Source organism: Rhizomonospora bruguierae (assembly GCF_018397995.1).
In the GTDB taxonomy this organism is placed as follows: domain Bacteria; phylum Actinomycetota; class Actinomycetes; order Mycobacteriales; family Micromonosporaceae; genus Rhizomonospora; species Rhizomonospora bruguierae.
In genome coordinates this window covers 36,573-53,457 of record NZ_BBQH01000034.1, presented here as the reverse complement: position 1 = coordinate 53,457, position 16,885 = coordinate 36,573, and the positions used below count along the sequence as shown (strand labels likewise).

At 75.5% G+C, this 16,885-nt stretch carries 17 protein-coding genes; 8 read left to right on the top strand and 9 right to left on the bottom strand.

The genetic code is table 11. The features are described 5' to 3' along the window. The first annotated feature begins 152 nt into the window (after window positions 1–152). Together KJS59_RS18720 and nhaA are read left to right on the top strand one after the other, a co-directional pair. Window positions 153–1,445, top strand: coding sequence for an ArsB/NhaD family transporter (locus KJS59_RS18720; RefSeq protein ID WP_213454218.1), 1,293 nt, complete (start codon window positions 153–155; stop codon window positions 1,443–1,445). Window positions 1,446–1,449: 4 nt separating this feature from the next. Continuing rightward, the gene (gene nhaA / locus KJS59_RS18715; protein WP_213454217.1) at window positions 1,450–2,640 is read left to right on the top strand and encodes a Na+/H+ antiporter NhaA; all 1,191 of its coding nucleotides are present in this window, start codon (window positions 1,450–1,452) and stop codon (window positions 2,638–2,640) included. On the opposite strand, the gene KJS59_RS18710 is transcribed toward nhaA, so the two are convergent. Continuing rightward, on the bottom strand, window positions 2,624–4,075 hold the full coding sequence (locus tag KJS59_RS18710; protein WP_213454216.1) for a glycoside hydrolase family 3 protein: 1,452 nt from the start codon (window positions 4,073–4,075) through the stop codon (window positions 2,624–2,626). The two genes, nhaA and KJS59_RS18710, sit on opposite strands and share 17 nt — an antisense overlap. Before the next feature lie 176 nt (window positions 4,076–4,251). Here KJS59_RS18710 and KJS59_RS18705 point away from each other — a divergent pair, with 176 nt between their 5' ends. Then, complete coding sequence (locus KJS59_RS18705; RefSeq protein WP_213454215.1) at window positions 4,252–5,427, top strand: ROK family transcriptional regulator; 1,176 nt, start codon at window positions 4,252–4,254, stop codon at window positions 5,425–5,427. 41 nt (window positions 5,428–5,468) lie between these two features. On the opposite strand, the gene KJS59_RS18700 is transcribed toward KJS59_RS18705, so the two are convergent. Both KJS59_RS18700 and KJS59_RS18695 read right to left on the bottom strand, forming a co-directional pair. Beyond that, window positions 5,469–6,455 (bottom strand): ABC transporter permease subunit, encoded by a 987-nt coding sequence (locus tag KJS59_RS18700; RefSeq protein WP_213454214.1) that lies wholly within the window; start codon window positions 6,453–6,455, stop codon window positions 5,469–5,471. Further along, the gene (locus KJS59_RS18695) at window positions 6,452–7,465 is read right to left on the bottom strand and encodes an ABC transporter ATP-binding protein (protein WP_213454213.1); all 1,014 of its coding nucleotides are present in this window, start codon (window positions 7,463–7,465) and stop codon (window positions 6,452–6,454) included. Before KJS59_RS18695 ends, KJS59_RS18700 begins: the two co-directional genes overlap by 4 nt. A gap of 18 nt (window positions 7,466–7,483) precedes the next feature. On the opposite strand from KJS59_RS18695, the gene KJS59_RS18690 reads away from it, so the two are divergent. From KJS59_RS18690 to KJS59_RS18680, 3 genes are read left to right on the top strand one after another with little or no spacing between them, the layout of a single operon-like run. Next, window positions 7,484–8,320, top strand: coding sequence for an ABC transporter ATP-binding protein (locus tag KJS59_RS18690; protein WP_213454241.1), 837 nt, complete (start codon window positions 7,484–7,486; stop codon window positions 8,318–8,320). Window positions 8,321–8,324: 4 nt separating this feature from the next. Next, entirely contained in the window at window positions 8,325–9,221 is an 897-nt protein-coding gene (locus KJS59_RS18685) for a ribokinase (RefSeq protein WP_213454212.1), read from the top strand. Window positions 9,222–9,248: 27 nt separating this feature from the next. Next, window positions 9,249–9,662, top strand: coding sequence for a YccF domain-containing protein (locus tag KJS59_RS18680; protein ID WP_213454211.1), 414 nt, complete (start codon window positions 9,249–9,251; stop codon window positions 9,660–9,662). Window positions 9,663–9,677: 15 nt separating this feature from the next. Here KJS59_RS18680 and KJS59_RS18675 read toward each other — a convergent pair whose 3' ends face one another. From KJS59_RS18675 to KJS59_RS18665, 3 genes are read right to left on the bottom strand one after another with little or no spacing between them, the layout of a single operon-like run. Next, entirely contained in the window at window positions 9,678–10,466 is a 789-nt protein-coding gene (locus tag KJS59_RS18675; protein WP_213454210.1) for a DUF6042 family protein, read from the bottom strand. Window positions 10,467–10,513: 47 nt separating this feature from the next. Next, window positions 10,514–10,990, bottom strand: a complete 477-nt coding sequence (locus KJS59_RS18670; RefSeq protein ID WP_213454209.1) for a DUF6232 family protein — start codon at window positions 10,988–10,990, stop codon at window positions 10,514–10,516. Window positions 10,991–11,031: 41 nt separating this feature from the next. Then, window positions 11,032–11,547, bottom strand: coding sequence for a DUF6232 family protein (locus KJS59_RS18665; RefSeq protein WP_249714409.1), 516 nt, complete (start codon window positions 11,545–11,547; stop codon window positions 11,032–11,034). A gap of 93 nt (window positions 11,548–11,640) precedes the next feature. Here KJS59_RS18665 and KJS59_RS18660 point away from each other — a divergent pair, with 93 nt between their 5' ends. Together KJS59_RS18660 and KJS59_RS18655 are read left to right on the top strand one after the other, a co-directional pair. Continuing rightward, complete coding sequence (locus tag KJS59_RS18660) at window positions 11,641–12,414, top strand: enoyl-CoA hydratase-related protein (RefSeq protein WP_213454208.1); 774 nt, start codon at window positions 11,641–11,643, stop codon at window positions 12,412–12,414. A 94-nt stretch (window positions 12,415–12,508) separates the two neighbouring features. Further along, window positions 12,509–14,131, top strand: a complete 1,623-nt coding sequence (locus tag KJS59_RS18655) for an acetolactate synthase (RefSeq protein WP_213454207.1) — start codon at window positions 12,509–12,511, stop codon at window positions 14,129–14,131. A 71-nt stretch (window positions 14,132–14,202) separates the two neighbouring features. Here the strand turns inward: KJS59_RS18655 and KJS59_RS18650 are convergent, their stop codons facing one another. The 3 genes from KJS59_RS18650 to KJS59_RS18640 all read right to left on the bottom strand — a co-directional run bounded on the left by KJS59_RS18650 (window position 14,203) and on the right by KJS59_RS18640 (window position 16,848). Beyond that, window positions 14,203–15,390 carry a serpin family protein gene (locus KJS59_RS18650; protein ID WP_213454206.1) on the bottom strand — a complete coding sequence of 396 codons (1,188 nt, stop codon included), beginning with the start codon at window positions 15,388–15,390 and terminating at the stop codon, window positions 14,203–14,205. A 79-nt stretch (window positions 15,391–15,469) separates the two neighbouring features. Further along, complete coding sequence (locus KJS59_RS18645) at window positions 15,470–16,345, bottom strand: SDR family oxidoreductase (protein WP_213454205.1); 876 nt, start codon at window positions 16,343–16,345, stop codon at window positions 15,470–15,472. A gap of 116 nt (window positions 16,346–16,461) precedes the next feature. Next, a complete protein-coding gene (locus tag KJS59_RS18640) occupies window positions 16,462–16,848 on the bottom strand; it encodes a PLD nuclease N-terminal domain-containing protein (protein WP_213454204.1) in 387 nt (128 codons plus the stop codon). Between the last annotated feature and the right edge of the window lie 37 nt (window positions 16,849–16,885).

Below are 16,885 nucleotides of genomic sequence, written 5' to 3'. Positions count from 1 at the left end.
CGGAGGAAGCACCGCAGTCGCGAGCGAAAGGCAAGCCCGGTGAGCGCGAGGAGCGCCCGGAGCGTGCTGGTTGGTGTTCGCGGAGGAAGCACCGCAGTCGCGAGCGAGAGCCGCGGAGGAAGCACCGCAGTCGCGAGCGAAAGGCAAGCCCGGTGAGCGTCACCGGCTGGGTGGCGGTGGCGATCTTTGCCGGCGCGTACCTGCTCATCGCGACCGAGTGGGTGCACCGGGTGGCGGCGGCGCTCGGCGGCGCCGTCCTGATGCTGCTGCTCGGCGTCACCGATCCGGAGCACGCGTTCTACTCGGCCGGTTCCGGCATCGACTGGGACGTGATCTTCCTGCTGACCGGGATGATGCTCATCGTCTCCGTGCTGCGGCGCACCGGCGCGTTCGAGTACCTGGCGATCTGGTCGGTGAAGCGGGCGCGTGGCCGGCCGTTCCGGGTCATGGTCATTCTCGTGCTGGTGACCGCGGTCGCGTCGGCCGCGCTGGACAATGTCACCACGGTGCTGCTAATCGCGCCGGTGACGTTCCTGGTCTGCGACCGGCTGGCGGTGCCGGTCGCCCCGTACCTGATCGCCGAGGCGATGGCGTCCAACATCGGCGGCACGGCCACCCTGGTCGGCGACCCGCCGAACATCATCATCGCGTCCCGGGCCGGGCTGACGTACAACGATTTCCTGGTGCATCTGGCGCCGTTCATCGCGGTCCTGCTGGTGGTGTTCGTGGGGCTGTGCCGGGTGCTGTTCCGCAAGGCGTTCGTCTTCGACGCCGATCGGGTCGCCGACGTGCTGCGCCTGCGCGAGCGGGACGCCATCCGGGAGCGCCGGTTGCTGGTCGTCAGCATGGCCGTGCTGGGCGCCGTGACCGCCGCGTTCGTGCTGCACTCGGTGCTTCCGCTGGCCCCGGCGGTGGTCGCGATGAGCGGCGGCCTGCTGCTGCTCGCGCTGTCCCGGTTGGATGCCGGCGAGGTGGTCCGGGACGTGGAGTGGCCGACGCTGGTCTTCTTCGCCGGGCTGTTCATCATGGTCGGTGGCCTGGTCGCCACCGGCGTGATCGACGCGGTTTCCCGGGCCGCCGCCGACGCCGCCGGGGGCCGTCCGTTGCTGACGTCGATTGTCCTGCTCGGCGGCTCGGCCGCGCTGTCCGGGGTGGTGGACAACATCCCGTACGTGGCCACGATGAGTCCGGTCGTGGCGGACCTCAGCGGCGCCGGCGGCGGGCCCGGGCACGTGCTGTGGTGGGCCCTGGCGCTGGGCGCCGACCTGGGTGGCAACGCCACGGCGGTGGGCGCCTCGGCCAACGTGGTCATTCTGGGGCTCGCCGAGCGCGCCCACCGCCCCATCACGTTCTGGCAGTTCACCCGGTACGGGCTCGTGGTGACCGCGGTTTCGATCGCGCTCGCGGTTCCCTACCTGTGGCTGCGGTACTTCGCCTTCGCGTAGGGGGATGCGGGAGATGCGTCGGCGGGTCGGAGCGCTTACGGAGTTCCTTCGGCAGGAGACCACGGGTGGCCGGTTGCTGCTCGCGGCCACCGCACTGGCCCTGCTCTGGGCCAATCTCGCCGCCGGGTCGTACACCCGGTTCTGGGGTACCGAGGTCGGGCCGGGCGGGCTGCACCTGCACCTGCCGCTGTCCGGGTGGGTGGCCGATGGCCTGCTGGCGGTGTTCTTCGTCGTCGCCGGGTTGGAGGTCAAGCGCGAACTGACCGTCGGCGAGCTGGCGGGGTGGCGGGCCGCCGCGCTGCCGGTCGCCGCTGCCGCGGGCGGCATGGTGGTGCCGGCCCTGGTGGCGCTCGGCGCCTCGCGGGGCGCCCTGGCCGGGGGCGGGGCGTGGGCCATCCCGGTGGCCACGGACATCGCGTTCGCGCTCGGGGTGCTGGCGCTGGCCGGGTCGGCGCTGCCGTCCGGTGTGCGGGTGCTGTTGCTGTCCATGGCGGTGATCGACGACCTCGGTGCGATCGCGCTGATCGCCACGCTGTTCACCCGGGACCTGCGCCCGTGGTGGCTGCTGGCCGGCCTGGCCCTGTGCGCCGGTTACGGGTACGCCGCCCGGCGCCGCTGGGTCTGGCTGCTGGTCCCGCTCGGGGTGGCCGCGTGGGGCTGCGTCCACGCGTCGGGGGTGCACGCCACGGTCACCGGCATCCTGCTCGGCCTGCTCACCCCGGTCCGCCCGGCGGCCGGGGAGGAGGAGTCGCTCGCGGAGCGGTTCGAGCACCGCCTGCACCCGTTCTCGGCCGGGCTCGCCGTGCCGCTGTTCGCGCTCGCCGCCGCCGGCATCCCGCTGGCTGCCGCCCGGGCCGCCGTGACCGACCCGGTGGCGCACGGTATCGTCGCCGGCCTGCTGGTCGGCAAGGCGCTGGGCATCTTCGGCGGTGCCTGGCTGGCCGTGCGGCTGGGCGTGGGCCGGCTGCCGGCCGGCGTCGGCTGGGGCGACATGCTGCCGGTGGCGGTGCTGGGCGGCATCGGGTACACGGTGAGCCTGCTGGTCGCCCGGCTGGCCCTGCCCGACGCGGCCGCGCAGGACCGGGCCGCCGCCGCGGTCCTCGCCGCCTCCACGGCCGCGTCGCTGATCGCCGTCGGCCTGCTGCGCCGGCGGACCGCCCGGGCCCGCGCCGGACCGGTCAGGCCGCGAGGTTGAGCGCCTGGGCGGCGGCGCGGCCGTTGGCGTGGCTGGCGCCGTAGGTGGTGACGAAGGCCCATGCGCCGGCCGGTCGCCAGGTGGCCGGCCAGCCCATCTCGACCAGCGCGACCGGGTGGTCGACGGCGAGGGATTCGACCAGCGCGGCGGCCCCCGGTACCCGGTGGGTGTGGCGGCCGACGAAGACGATCGGGCGGCCGGCGGCGGCGGCCCGGATGGCGGCGGGGTCGACCTCGGCGGCGACGACCCGAAGCTGCTCGGTGCCGTTGAGGTGCGGGCCGAGACCCCAGGGGACCCGCCCCTCGGCGATCGTGGAGGACGATTCGAGTTGGACGACGAGCGGGTGGTCGAAGCCGTCCAGCGAGCCCTCGATCCGTACCGCGAGGCGGGCCGCGGCGTACCCCAGGTCGGGTGGGCCGGCCTCGGGGGTGCCGGCGGCGGCGGTCCAGGCGGCCAGGTCGGCGGTGCGGGCGGCGGCCTGCTCGATCCGGGCCCGCTGCAGGCGCCCGTCGCGGACGGCGGCGACGATCTCGTCCAGCACGTGCTCGATCAGGCCGGCGTCGACCCGCGCGCCGATGCAGAGCAGGTCGGCGCCGGCGTTGAGGGCGTGGACCGCGCCGGGGCCGACGCCGCCGGCCGCCCCGGCCGCGCCCTTCATCTCCAGCGCGTCGGTGACCACGACGCCGTCGAAGCCGAGGTCGGCGCGCAGCAGGTCGACCAGGACGGCGCGGCTGAACGTGGCCGGCGCCTCGCCGGTCAGCGCCGGTACCCGGATGTGCGCGGTCATCACGGCCCGCGCCCCGGCCGCGATGACGGCGGCGAACGGGGGCAGGTCGCGGGCCTTGAGCACGGCCGGTGGGACGTCCACGGTGGGCAGTTCGTGGTGCGAGTCGGTGACCGTGGCGCCGTGCCCGGGGAAGTGTTTGGCGCAGGCGGCGACCCGGGTCTCCTGGAGGCCCTCGACGGCGGCCGCGGAGTGCGCGGCGACCCGCCCGGGGTCGGCGCCGAACGAGCGGGTGCCGATGATCGGGTTGTCGTCGGCGGTGTTGACGTCGACCGTCGGCGCGAGGTTCAGGTTGAGGCCGGCGCCGGCCAGTTCCGCGCCGATGCAGCGGTAGACCCGGCGGGTCAGTTCGGGGTCGTCGATGGCGCCGAGCGCGGCGTTGCCGGGGTAGGGGCTGCCGGTCAGGTGGGCCAGGCGGGTGACGTCCCCGCCCTCCTCGTCGATGGCGATGAGCACGTCGGGGCGGGCGTCGCGCAGCGCGGCGGCGGTCGCCGCGACCTGAGCCGGGTCAATGATGTTGAAGCCGAACAGCGTGTGCCCCGCGAGGCCCTCGCCGACCAGGTCCAGCGCCCACGGCGGCGGTACGGTGCCCGGGAACGCCGCCAGCAGGGTCCGCAGCGCCAGCCGGCGCAGCCCTGGGTCCATCGCCATCGTCATCCTCCCCGTGCCCGCCGACCAGGCTGGGGAGCGCTCCCATGCCCGGTTGGTGGATCGCGTACCTGTCTGATCGTAGGCCGTGTGGCGCCGCTCGCTGCGGCTACGCTACGGCTGTCGTTAAGGTGCACCACTGTAATAGTTAGGTTTCCTAAAAAACCAGAGGACGGCTGATGGGCTCCCCGCGGCTCCCCGGTACCCCCCGCCTGCTGCGCGCGTTGAACGACCGGTCCGCGCTGGAGCTGCTGCTGGCCCGCGGCCCGCTGACCCGCGCGCAGCTCGGCGAGCTGACCGGGCTGAGCAAGGTCACCGCGTCCCAGTTGGTGGAGCGGCTGGAGGAGCGCGGGCTGGTCACCCGGGTCGGCGAGCAGGCCGGCGGGCGCGGGCCGAACGCCCAGCTCTACGCGGTCGCGCCGAACAGCGCCCACGTGGTCGGGGTGGACGTCAGGGCGGACCGGGTGGTGGCCGCCTGCGCGGACATCACCGGCCAGGTCACCGGGCGGGTCGAGCAGTCCACCCAGGACACCGACGACCCGCTGCGGGTGGTGCACAACGCGGTGATCGAGGTCGCCGGCACCGCCCGGGCGGACCTGTCGAGCATCCGTCGGGTGGTGCTCGGCACGCCCGGCCTCGTGGACCCGGCCACCGGCGACATCGCGTTCGCCTGGAACCTGCCCCGCTGGCACCGGGGGCTGCTCGCCGCGCTGCGCGAGGACCTGGACACCACCGTCCTGTTCGAGAACGACGTGAACCTGGCGGCGGTCGCCGAGTCGGAGATCGGCGCCGCCCGCGGCGTTTCGGACTTCGCCCTGGTGTGGGCGGCCGGCGGCGTCGGCCTGGCGGTCATGCTGGGCGGTCGGCTGCACCGCGGCAGCAGCGGCGCGGCCGGTGAGATCGGGTACCTGCCGGTGGCCGGCGCGCCCGTCCCGCGCGACGTGTGGCGGCGCAGCAAGGGTGCGTTCCAGCAGATCGCGGCGGCGGAGGCGGTCCGCGCCCTGGCCCGCGAGCACGGCTTCCGGGCGTCCAGCGCCGCGGCCGCGGTCCGCGCCGCCATCGCCGCCGGCACCCGCGGCGGCCCGTTCCTGGACGCGGTCGCCGCCCGGCTCGCGCTCGGCGTGGCGAGCATCTGCGTGGTGCTCGACCCGCCGCTGGTGGTGCTGGCCGGCGAGATCGGCCAGGCGGGCGGGAGCGCCCTGGCCGAGCGGGTCCAGCACGAGGTGGCCGCGATCACGCTCACCGCGCCGCGGGTGCTGGTCACCGAGGTCACCGAGGAGCCGGTGCTCACCGGGGCGCTGCGCACCGCCCTCGACGCGGTCCGCGAGGAGGTCTTCGGCTCCACGGTCGGCTGAGCGGCGGCCGCCCGGGCACCCCGGACGGTGCCGCCGCGGCCTCAGGTCAGGTCGCGGCGGCGGAACAGCGCGAACGTGGCCACCAGGGCGGCGGCCAACGCGACGAACATCACCGCCCCGGATTCCACCCAGGTGATCGTGTAGAAGCTCACGCAGGGGTCCGCGAACCCGCAGCGCGTGTCGTGCAGCCGGATGTCGCCGTCCAGCCACGCCGCCAGGTAGGTGCCCAGGAACAGCAGCGACGGCCGGGACACGCGGATCATCTCCGCGACGATCCGGCCGCCGAGTTCCCAGACCACGGCGTACGCGGCCAGCGCCCCCAGCGCGGCGGCGGTGTGCCGCCCGACGGTGGCCAGCACGAAACCGAGCGCCGTGGCGCCGACCGCCAGCAGGATGCCCCGCACGCTCAGCCAGAGCAGGTCCGGCCAGAAGGTGCCGCCGGTGTCGCCGGCCGTGCCGCCGACCTCGGCGAGCAGCCGGAACACGCCGAGGTAGCCGGCCGTCACCACCACCGACAGCGCCAGCACGGCGGCCAGCAGCACGCCCAGCTTGGTGCCCAGGACGGTCAGCCGCTGCGGTCGCCACAGCAGCAGGTTGGTCATCCCGCCCGAGGCCAGCTCCGCGCCGACGAACGACGCGCCGACGAGGAAGCCGAACAGCGCCAGGAACGCGGTGAGGAACAGCACCAGGGATCGGATCGAGCCGGCGAACACGAACACGCCGTCCAGGAAGTTCTCCACCCGGACCCGGTCGGGGTCGAACTGCCGCTCGCAGTCCACCCCGGGCCAGCCGCCGATGGGCTTGGCCTGCGCCTCCCGGCACTCCTGCCGGGTCTGAACGATCCGGGCCCGCTCCTCCTGCATGGACACCCGCGCCTGGTCCAGTTCGACCTGGCTCGGGGCGTGCGAACTGGCCACCGTGGTGGCGAACGTGATCACCAGCGCGCCCAGCAGCAGCGCCAGCATGCCCCCGACGAACCGGCGGGCGGCCAGCCGGACCACCTCGGCCCGGACCAGGTTGACGATCATGCCGGCACCTCCGAACCGGTCGGGCCCAGGTCGACGCTGCCCGGCGGCGCGCCCGGGCGGACCGAGTCGTCCACCTGGAGCGGCCGGTCCGGCGTGGGCGTGGTGCCGGTGAGCGTGAGGAAGACGCTCTCCAGATCCGGGGCGAGCGGGGTCAGCTCGGTCACCCAGACCTCGCGCCGGCCGAGCGTCTCGGCGATCAGGGCACCGTCGGCGACCCCGGAGACGACCAGGTGGTCCGGCTGCGTCTCGACCCGCTGCCCGGCCTCGGTGAGCACGGCGGCCGCGGCGGCGAGGTCCCCCGCGCGCACCCGGAAGCGGCCCGAGTCGAAGCGGGACAGCACCTGCGCCACCGGGCCGGCGAGTACCCGCCGGCCCCGCGAGATGATCGTCACGGAGTCGCAGATCTGCTCGATCTCGGCCAGGATGTGGCTGGACAGCAGCACGGTCACGCCGGCCTCGCGCAGCGTGCGCATCAGGTCCCGCATCTCGCGGATGCCGGCCGGGTCCAGGCCGTTCGCCGGCTCGTCCAGGATCAGCAGCTCGGGCTTCTTCAGCAGGGCCGAGGCCACCGCCAGCCGCTGCTTCATGCCCAGCGAGTACGCCTTGACCCGCTGGTCGCCGCGGTCGCGCAGGCCGACCTGGGTGAGCACCTCCTCGACCCGCCCGGGCGGCACCCCGCCCGCGGTGGCGAGCAGGCGCAGCGTGCGCCGGCCGGTGAAGTTGCCGTAGAACTGCGGGCTCTCGACGATCGCCCCGAACCGCGGCGCCACCGCCGGCAGCTCCCGCGGCGCCTGGGCGCCCAGGATCGACATCCGGCCGCCGTCCGGGCGGACCAGGCCGAGCAGGGTCCGCAGCGTGGTGGTCTTGCCGGAGCCGTTGGGACCGAGAAACCCGTGCACCTGGCCGCGCTCGACCCGCATGTCGAAGCCGTCCAGGGCCACCCGCTCGGGCCGGTGCCACGCGCGGAACGTCTTGCGCAGGTTCTCGATCTCGATGACCGCGGTCGTCATGCGCGGACCATACGGGTAATCGGCCCGCCGTGGGGGGCGCGGCGTGGAGCGTGGTTGGATGGTGCCGTGCAAGCCGATGTGGTGATCGACGTTGCCGGCGTGGGCGTCACCCGCTCCGGCGGGTACCTGGTGCGCGGCATCGACTGGCGGGTGGCGCAGGACGAGCGCTGGGTGGTGCTGGGCCCGAACGGCGCCGGCAAGAGCACCCTGCTGAACCTGGCCGCCGCCCGGATGCACCCGACCACCGGCACGGTGGACGTGCTCGGCGAGCGCCTCGGCCTGGTGGACGTCAACGAGTTGCGCACCCGCATCGGGTTGTCCACCGCCGCCCTCGCCGAGCGGATCGCCGGCGACGAGCGGGTCCGGGACGTGGTCGTCACCGCCGCGTACGGGGTGCTGGGCCGCTGGCGGGAGACGTACGAGGCGATGGACGAGCGCCGCGCCGGCGGCCTGCTGGAGCAGCTGGGCGTCGCCGGGCTGGCCGACCGCGACTACGGCACCCTGTCCGAGGGCGAGCGCAAGCGGGTGCAGATCGCCCGCGCGCTGATGACCGACCCCGAACTGCTGCTGCTCGACGAGCCCGCCGCCGGCCTGGACCTGGGCGGCCGCGAGGAGTTGGTGGCCCGCCTCGCCGAGTTGGCGCGGGACCCGGACGCGCCCACGCTGGTCCTGGTCACCCACCACGTGGAGGAGATCCCGCCCGGGTTCACCCACGCGCTGCTGCTGCGCGAGGGCGCGATCGTGGCGCAGGGCCCGCTGGATGACACCGTGACGGCGGAGAACCTGTCCAAGACGTTCGGCCTGCCGCTGCGCGTCGACCGCGCCGGCGACCGCTTCACCGCCCGGTCGGCCTGACCCGATGACCCGGGTCGTGGTCGTCGGCAGCGCCAACATGGACCTGGTCGCCACGTCGCCGGTGCTGCCCCGGCCGGGGGAGACGGTGCTCGGCCGCGACTTCACCACCGTGCCCGGCGGCAAGGGCGCCAACCAGGCCATCGCCGCGGTGCGGGCCGGCGCCGACTGCGCCTTCCTCGGCGCCATCGGCTCGGACTCGTTCGGCGTCACCCTCAAGGCCCGGCTCACCGCGTCCAGGGTGGACACCTCGCTGACCCGGGTGGTGTACGGCGCCTCCGGGGTCGCGCTGATCGTGGTGGGTGAGCGGGCGGAGAACCAGATCGTGGTGACCCCCGGCGCCAACGCGGCGTTGAAGAACCTGACCGGCGAGGAGCGCGCCGCCATCGCCGCCGCGGACGTGCTGGTCGCCCAGCTGGAGATCCCGATCGAGACGGTGGCCGACGCGGCGCGCTGCGCCCGCGACGGCGGCACCCGGGTCGTGCTCAACGCGGCGCCCGCCCGCGCGATCCCCGGGCACCAGCTGTTCGAGGCGGTGGACCTGCTGGTGGTCAACGAACTCGAGGCCGACCAGTTGACCGGTCGCGGCCGGGACGCCGCCGCCCTGCTCGCCCTGGTGCCCCGGGTGGTGCTCACGCTGGGCGGCGAGGGCGCCCGGTACGCCGAGCGCGGCGCCGACCCGGTCCACGTGCCGGCGCCCGTCGTCGCGGCGGTCGACACGACCGCCGCCGGGGACGCGTTCACCGGCGCGCTCGCGGTCGCCTGGGGCGAGGGGCGGGACCTCGTGGACGCCGTGCGCTGGGCCAGCGCCGCGGGTGCCGCCTGCGCCCGCCGGCTGGGCGCCTCCGTCGCGTTGCCCGAGCGCGCCGCCATCGACGCCCTCTACCGCGAGACCTACCGGTAGCTGGCGCCCGGCTGCCACCATGAACGAATGATCCGGTTGGTCCTGAACCTGCTCTGGCTGTTCTTCGGCAGCGGCATCGTGCTCGCCCTCGGGTACGGCATCGCGGCGTTGATCTGCTTCGTGTTCATCGTCACGATCCCGTTCGGGATCGCCTCCCTGCGTCTGGCCTACTACTCGCTCTGGCCCTTCGGCCGCACCCTCGTCCCGAAGCCGGGCGCCGGCATCGGCTCCGGTATCGGGAACGTGCTGTGGGTCGTCCTGGCCGGCTGGTGGCTGGCGCTCACCCACATCCTGGCCGGCGTCGCGCTGTGCGTGACCGTCATCGGCATCCCGTTCGGCATCGCGAACTTCAAGCTGGTGCCGGCCGCCTTCTGGCCCCTGGGTCGCGAGGTCGTCGACCTGGACGACCTGCGCGCCCCGCGCCCCGTCACCGTCCGGTGAGGCCGGTTGCCCCGGTCAGAGGCCGTGTTCCGGGGCGGGCAGGTCGTCGAAGGGGTACTGGTGGCCGAACGCCGGCCACGGCACGGTGACCCGCAGCCGGGCCGGCTCGCCGCCCGCCCGGGCCACCTCGACCGCCAGCCGTCCGGCCGCCCGCAGGTCGGTCAGCGCCGCCGCCAGGTCGGCGGGGGCGACGCCGCTGCGGGCGGCCAACTCGGGCAGGGTGGTCTGGGCGCTGCGCCGGCGCCACCGGCCGCGTCCCCGTTCGACCAGCTTGCGGATCTCGATGGCCACCAGCAGGGCCCGGTCGGCGCGCTGGGCCTCGCGCTCGGCGGCGATCTCGTCCTCGACGAGCGGCAGCAGGTCCAGCGGGTCGCGCTCGAGCCGGGTGGTGACCCACGGGTCGCCGTCCCCGTCGTCGGCCAGCGTGAACAGGCCGAAGCCGGCCAGGCACGGCAGCAGGTCGCGCAGCGTGTGCGGCACCGGCACGTCGAGCCGGCGGCACGCCTCGGCGAACAGGGCGATCCGCTGCTCGCGTAGCTGGACCACCTGCGCGTAGTGCGCCCGGGCCCGCGCGTCCAGGCCGGCCGGGTCGCGGCGGTCCCGGCCGAGGCGGCGCGCCCGGCTGACCCACTCGGTGACGTCGCCCGGGTCGCACCACACGGGCTCGTCCCAGGGGACCACCTCGTCCCAGACCGAGCGGCGGAACGGCCGCTGCGGCGGGACCACGGTGAGGTAGGCGAACGCGCACGGCAACCACCGGACCCAGGATGGCGCCACGGTGGCGCGCTGCCAACGCGCGGTCACCGGGGCACCCTACTGCAATGGGGCGTGCCGGCAGGAGGGCCGGACGGTCATGCTTCGGAGCGCTCGACGGCCCGCTGGACCGCCCGGTACACCTGGCCGAATCGCAGCTCGTCGCCGCTGCGCAGCAGCATGACCCGGTCGCCCCGGAACTGCACCCACAGTTCCTGCGTGCGGTTGCCCCGGTCGTAGGAGCGGTCCAGCCAGGCCAGCGGGATCTCCACCAGCGGGGCGAGGGCGAACGCCGCGACGGCGCCGACCGCCAGGATGATCAGCGCCAGCCGCCAGTTCGCCCGCTCCTGGGCCGAGTACGCCAGGGAGAGCACGCACACGGCGGCGACCAGCGGCGGGATGGACAGCAGCAGGATCAGCACGCCGCGGCCGACCCGGCGGGCGCCGATGCGTACCGAGGGGCGGCCACGCTGGTGCCAGACGTAGGTCAGGTCCCGGATCGGGTAGACCTCCCCGTCGATCCGGATCGCCGTCGACGTCACCTGGATCGTGGCGTCCTGATAGTGGACAGTCACTCGTCAAGGAAACCGTGTCGGCGCCACTTTTACTGTCGGCTTTACGGCCGGCCGCGGTGCGCGGGCGGTACCGCCCGCCGGGGCGCGTGGTTCTCGACCGCGCGCTGGATCGCCCGGTACACCTGGCCGAACCGCAGCGCGTCCCGGGTGTGCCACAGTCGCACCGGCGCGCCGCGCCAGCCCTCGCCGCCGCGCGGCTCCGCCCAGATCTCGTACTCGTGCGCCCCGTGGGCGTAGGAGCGGTCCACGTGCTCCAGGACGTAGTCCAGCAGCGGGCCGGTGAGCATGCCGACCAGCGCCGCCACGGCGATCACGGCCAGCCGGTTGAGCGCGGTGGTCCGCCAGGCCAGCGCGGCGATCACCCCGCACAGGGCCAGCACCACGGGTATGCCGACGGTCGCCAGCAGCGCGCCGCGCCCGGCGAGGATCCGCCAGGAGCGCTCGCCCCGGCGGTGCCAGACGCGGGCCAGGTCGGGTAGCGGGTAGCTGCGCCCGTCCACCTGGATGGCGGCGGAGGTCACGAGCACCGAGCGGTCCCGGTAATAGGTGATCATCATGCGCTCCGTCGTCACTGTACTTACCCGCGGCCCGCCCGCGGTACTGCCCGACGTAGGCTCGCTGCGGCGGTCGGCTTCGACGAGGAGGTCAGCGTGGGCGAGTTCGTGCGGCTCGAGGTGAGCGGGGGAATCGGCACGATCCGGCTGGAGCGGCCGCCGATGAACGCGCTGAACGCGCAGGTCCAGGAGGAACTGCGGGCGGCTGCGGCCGGCGCGGCCGCCGACGACGGCATGCGCGCGGTCGTGGTCTACGGCGGGGCGAAGGTGTTCGCCGCCGGCGCCGACATCAAGGAGATGGCCGCCATGTCCTACGTGGACATGGCCGCCCGGGCGGGCGCGCTGTCCGGCGCGTTCGACGCCGTGGCCCGGATCCCCAAGCCGGTGGTGGCGGCGGTCACCGGGTACGCCCTCGGCGGCGGCTGCGAACTGGCGCTGGCCTGCGACTGGCGGGTGGTGGCCGAGGACGCCAAGCTCGGCCAGCCCGAGATCAAGCTGGGCATCATCCCCGGCGCCGGCGGCACCCAGCGGCTGGCCCGGCTGGTCGGCCCCGCCCGCGCCAAGGATCTGGTGATGTCCGGCCGGATGGTGGACGCCGCCGAGGCGCTGCGCATCGGCCTGGCCGACCGGGTGGTCCCCGCCGCGGCCGTCTACGACGAGGCGGTCGCCCTGGTCCGGCAGTACGTGGACGGGCCGGCCCAGGCGCTGCGGGCCGCGAAGCTGGCCATCGACGGTGGCCTGGACCGCGACCTGGCGGGCGGCCTGGCCTGGGAGAGCCAGCTGTTCGCCGCGCTGTTCGCCACCGAGGACCGGGCCGAGGGCATGGCGGCCTTCGTGGCGAAGCGCAAGCCCACGTTCACCGGCCGGTAGGCGCGCGCCGACCGCCGGTCGGCAGTGGACCCGGCGGCGGGAGCCGCGGGCTACCGGCCGGTAAGGTCGGCGGGAGGACGACGCGGGAGGACGCATGGGCGGGCGGATCGAGGGGCACGGCGGGGACCTGGCGCTGGCCGTGCTGAAGGCGGCCGGGGTGCGGGAGATGTTCACCCTCTCCGGCGGGCACGTGTTCCCGCTGTACGACGCCGCGCACCGGGCCGGCTTCCCCATCCACGACGTGCGGCACGAGCAGTCCGCGGTGTTCGCCGCCGAGGCGGTCGCCAAGTTGCGGCGGGCGCCGGGCCTCGCGGTGCTCACCGCCGGTCCCGGCGTGACGAACGGGATCTCCGGGCTGACCAGCGCGTTCTTCAACGGCTCGCCGGTGCTGGTGCTCGGCGGGCGGGCGCCCGCGTTCCGGTGGGGGTCGGGCAGCCTCCAAGAGATCGACCACGTGCCGCTGGTCGCGCCGGTCACCAAGTACGCGGCGACGGTGGGCGCGCCGGACGACATCCCGGGCGCGGTCGCGGCGGCGCTGACCGCCGCGCTCACCCCGCACCGCGGCCCCGCCTTCCTGGACCTGCCGCTCGAAGTGATCTTCTCGACCGGGGCGGCCGACGAGCCCGGCCCGGTCGCGCCCCCGGCCGCCGAGGCCGACCCCGAGCAGGTCGCCCGCGCCGCCGAGCTGCTGGCCCGGGCGGAGCGCCCGGTGCTCATCGCCGGCTCGGACGTGTACGCGGGGGACGCGGTCGACGCGCTGCGGGCCGCCGCCGAGGCGCTGGACGTGCCGGTGTTCACCAACGGCATGGGCCGGGGCGCCCTGCCACCGGAGCACCGCCTGGCGTTCTCGAAGTCGCGCCGGGCGGCGCTCGGCGGCGCGGACGTGGTGGCCGTCGTCGGCACCCCGCTGGACTTCCGGCTGGGCTTCGGCGACTTCGGCGCCGCCACGGTGATCCACGTCGTGGACGCGCCGGGCCAGCGGGCCGGGCACGTCGAGCCGGCCGTCTCACCCGCCGGGGACCTGCGGCTCATCCTCACCGCCTTCGCCGACCACACCGGCCCCCGCACGGACCACGCCGGCTGGGTCGCCGGGCTGCGCGAGCGGGAGGCGGCCGCCGCCGCGCGGCACGCCGGGGAGATGGCCGCCGACGCCGACCCCATCAAGCCGGCCCGGGTGTACGGGGAGCTGCGGCGCGTGCTGGACCGGGACGCGGTGACGATCGGTGACGGTGGCGACTTCGTCTCGTACGCGGGGCGCTACCTGGAGCCGGCGCTGCCCGGTACCTGGCTGGACCCGGGCCCGTACGGCTGCCTCGGCACCGGCATGGGGTACGCGATGGGCGCCCGCCTCACCTACCCGGACCGCCAGGTGTGCGTGCTGATGGGCGACGGCGCGGCCGGCTTCTCGCTGATGGACGCCGAGTCGCTGGCCCGGCAGGGGCTGCCGGTCGTGATCGTGGTCGGCAACAACGGCATCTGGGGGCTGGAGAAGCACCCGATGCGCGCCATGTACGGGTACGACGTGGCCGCCGACCTCCAGCCGGGCCTGCGGTACGACGAGGTGGTGCGGGCGCTCGGCGGCGCGGGGGAGACCGTGGCGAGGGCGGCCGACCTGGGGCCGGCGCTGACCCGGGCGTTCGACGCGGGCGTGCCGTACCTGGTGAACGTGCTCACCGACCCGGCCGACGCCTACCCCCGGTCAGCGAACCTGGCCTAGCGGCTCGCGGCCGGCTCACTGCGGCCGGCTCACTGCGGCCGGCTCACTGCGGCCGGCTCACTGCGGCCGGCTCACCACGGGCCGGTGTCCGGCGGGTACGGCTCGGGCTCGGCGACCCAGCCGGCGAACAGCACCAACCCGCTGCGCCGGTGGGTCACCACGAAGCCGAACGGGCGGTCGAAGGTGACGGCGAGGGTCGGCGCGGTGCCGCTCGGCATGCCGACGAGCATCATCGCGGCGGTTACGGCGGCCGCCTTGAAACCCTCGGCGGTGAACGTGGCCATGGCCGCCTGCCGGGCCGCCCCGATCCGCAGCGGCACCGGGCTGAGCCCGGGGAACGCGCCCTCCCGCGCGGCGGCGGCGAGCCCGAACAGGTCCGCCCGCGCGAGCAGGTCGTGCTCGGCGGCCACGGTGAAGCGGACCGTGGTGGCCCGCACCCGCGGCCGGGTGTCGAAGCTGCTCTCCTCGGTGACCCGCAGCCCGGGGCCGCCGGCGCCGTTGGCCAGCAGCTCCGCGCCGGGTACCGGGGTGCCCTCGCCGCGCACCGCCGCCGCCAGGATCGCGCCGGGGCGGGCGCCGGGCTCCCCGAGTACAAGATGGACGTCGAAGTCGCCGGCGCCGGCGACGGCGTACCGGGTGACCGGGCCGGCGCTGGTCCGCGCGACGGTCACCGCCCCGAGATCCCGGTCGGTGCGGACCAGACCGGCGATCGGCGCCGGCCTCGACCACGGCCCCTCGTCGGACCGCAGCGGCGTGTCCCGGAACGGCTCGGGCCACGTGGTGACCGCGGTGAGCGCCGTGGCGAGCACGGCGGGCGTATCCGGCCCGACCGCGACCGGCATGCGGGGGATCAGCCCCCGGGTGTGCCCGGCCGCCCAGGCGTCGAGGACGCCCTGGTCCGTCGCCGGGTCACCGGTCAGCGTGCCATGGACGCCCGACGGCGCGTGCTGCCGCCACCAGTCGGCGACGGGCAGGTCGGCGCGGGTCCACACGCCGAAGGCGCCGTCCATGCCCTCGGCCGCCGCCACCGCGGCGAGCAGCTCCCGGGCTCGGGCCTCGGCGCCCTCGGCCGGGACGCCCACCGCCGCGGCCAGTTCCGCGCGGGCCGGGTCGGCCGCGGCGGCGGCCAGCAGCGCCAGCAGCGGCCACGCGCCGGCGCCGGACAGCACGGTGGAGCCGGTGCCCGCCAGCCGCTCGACCCAGCCCGCCGTGAGCCGGTTCGCCGCCGCCACGGTGCCCTGTTCCAGCCCAGCGCTCATGCCGCCGAAGCCTAACCGCGGCGGGCGGTGTCACGCATGCGCGAGCGGGCCCGGATGCGAGCGGCCCCCGGAACCGCGATCACCTGTCAAGCTCGCGCAGCCGGGCGGTGACGCCCAGCAGTTGCTCCAGGCTCATCGGCGGGCGGCCACAGAGCCGGTCCACCGCGTCGGTGACCTCGGCCAGTTCGCCGGCGGCGATCGCCGTGTACGTGCTCACCCAGACGTCCACCTGCCACGGCGGCGCCCCGTACCGGGCGCGCGACCGGTACGCCTCGGGCACCGTCTCGGCGCGGTAGGTGACCCTGAGGCCGGTGGCCCGGGTCAGCGCCGCCGCGGCCTCGGCCATGGTCAGCGCCTGCGGTCCGGACAGCTCGTACGTGGCGCCGTCGTGCGGGCTGCCGCGGTCGTCCGCCGCCCGCAGTACCGCCACGGCCACGTCGGCGATGTCGTCCAGCGCCACCGCGGCCACCCGCCCCTCGCCGGCCGGCCCCCGGATCACCCCGTCCGCGCCCACCATCAGCGGCAGGAAGTCCAGGTACAGGTTGTCGCGCAGGAACGTGTACGCCAGGCCGCTGGCGGCGATGTGCCGCTCGGTGTGCCAGTGGTCGCGGGCGAGCGTGAACGTGGCACCCGGCGAGGCGCCCGCGAACGAGGTGTAGACCAGCCGCCGCACCCCGGCCGCGACCGCCGCGTCGACGAAGGTCCGGTGCTCGTCGAGGCGGTGCTCGTTCTCGGCGGCGGAGACCATCAGGACCGTCCCGACGCCGGCCAGCGCGGCGCGGACCGCCGCCGCGTCGCCGTAACCGGCGACCGCGACCTCGGCGCCGGCCAGTTCGGGCGCCCGTCGCGGGTCGCGGACCAGCAACCGCTGCGGCACGCCCGCCCGCGCCAGCCGCCGCGCGATCCGCCCGCCCAGCCGGCCGGTCGAACCGGTGATCGCCAGCGGGCCGCCCACCCCACCACCATGTCACCCCGCGCCGCGGGGCGTCCGGCCTTCCCCGGCGAAGTCGCCGTCCGCCGGTGCGCTCAGTCGTCCGGTGGCACAGGGGGAGGTCCGTGGGCCGAGGATGGCTAGGGGAGTTCCTCGCCGTCCGCGCGGCGTCGCCGGCGCAGGTCCTCCTCCCAGTGCTCGAACAGTTCCTGGTTTCGCTCGGACCGCTCCTGGCCCAGCGCCTCGTCGAGGGAGCGGAGGAACTCGGGGTTGTCGTCCGGGGCGAGGGGGCGGGGCGGCGTGCGGCCCGACGCGGGGTGTTGGCCGGGGGCCGTCCCGACCGGCAGCGGGCGCCCGGTGACGAACCAGGCGATCGCGCCGGCCACCGGGAGCAGCAGGATCACCAGCAGCCAGACCGGCCGGGACAGGACCCGGACCCGGTCGGGCTCGGCGGACAGGCAGCCGATCACGGCGACGACGGTGAGCGACAGGCCGGAGAGGAAGAGCAGGAGGTACAGGCGGACCATCGCCCAATGATGACGCCGCCCCGGCGCACCGCCTACT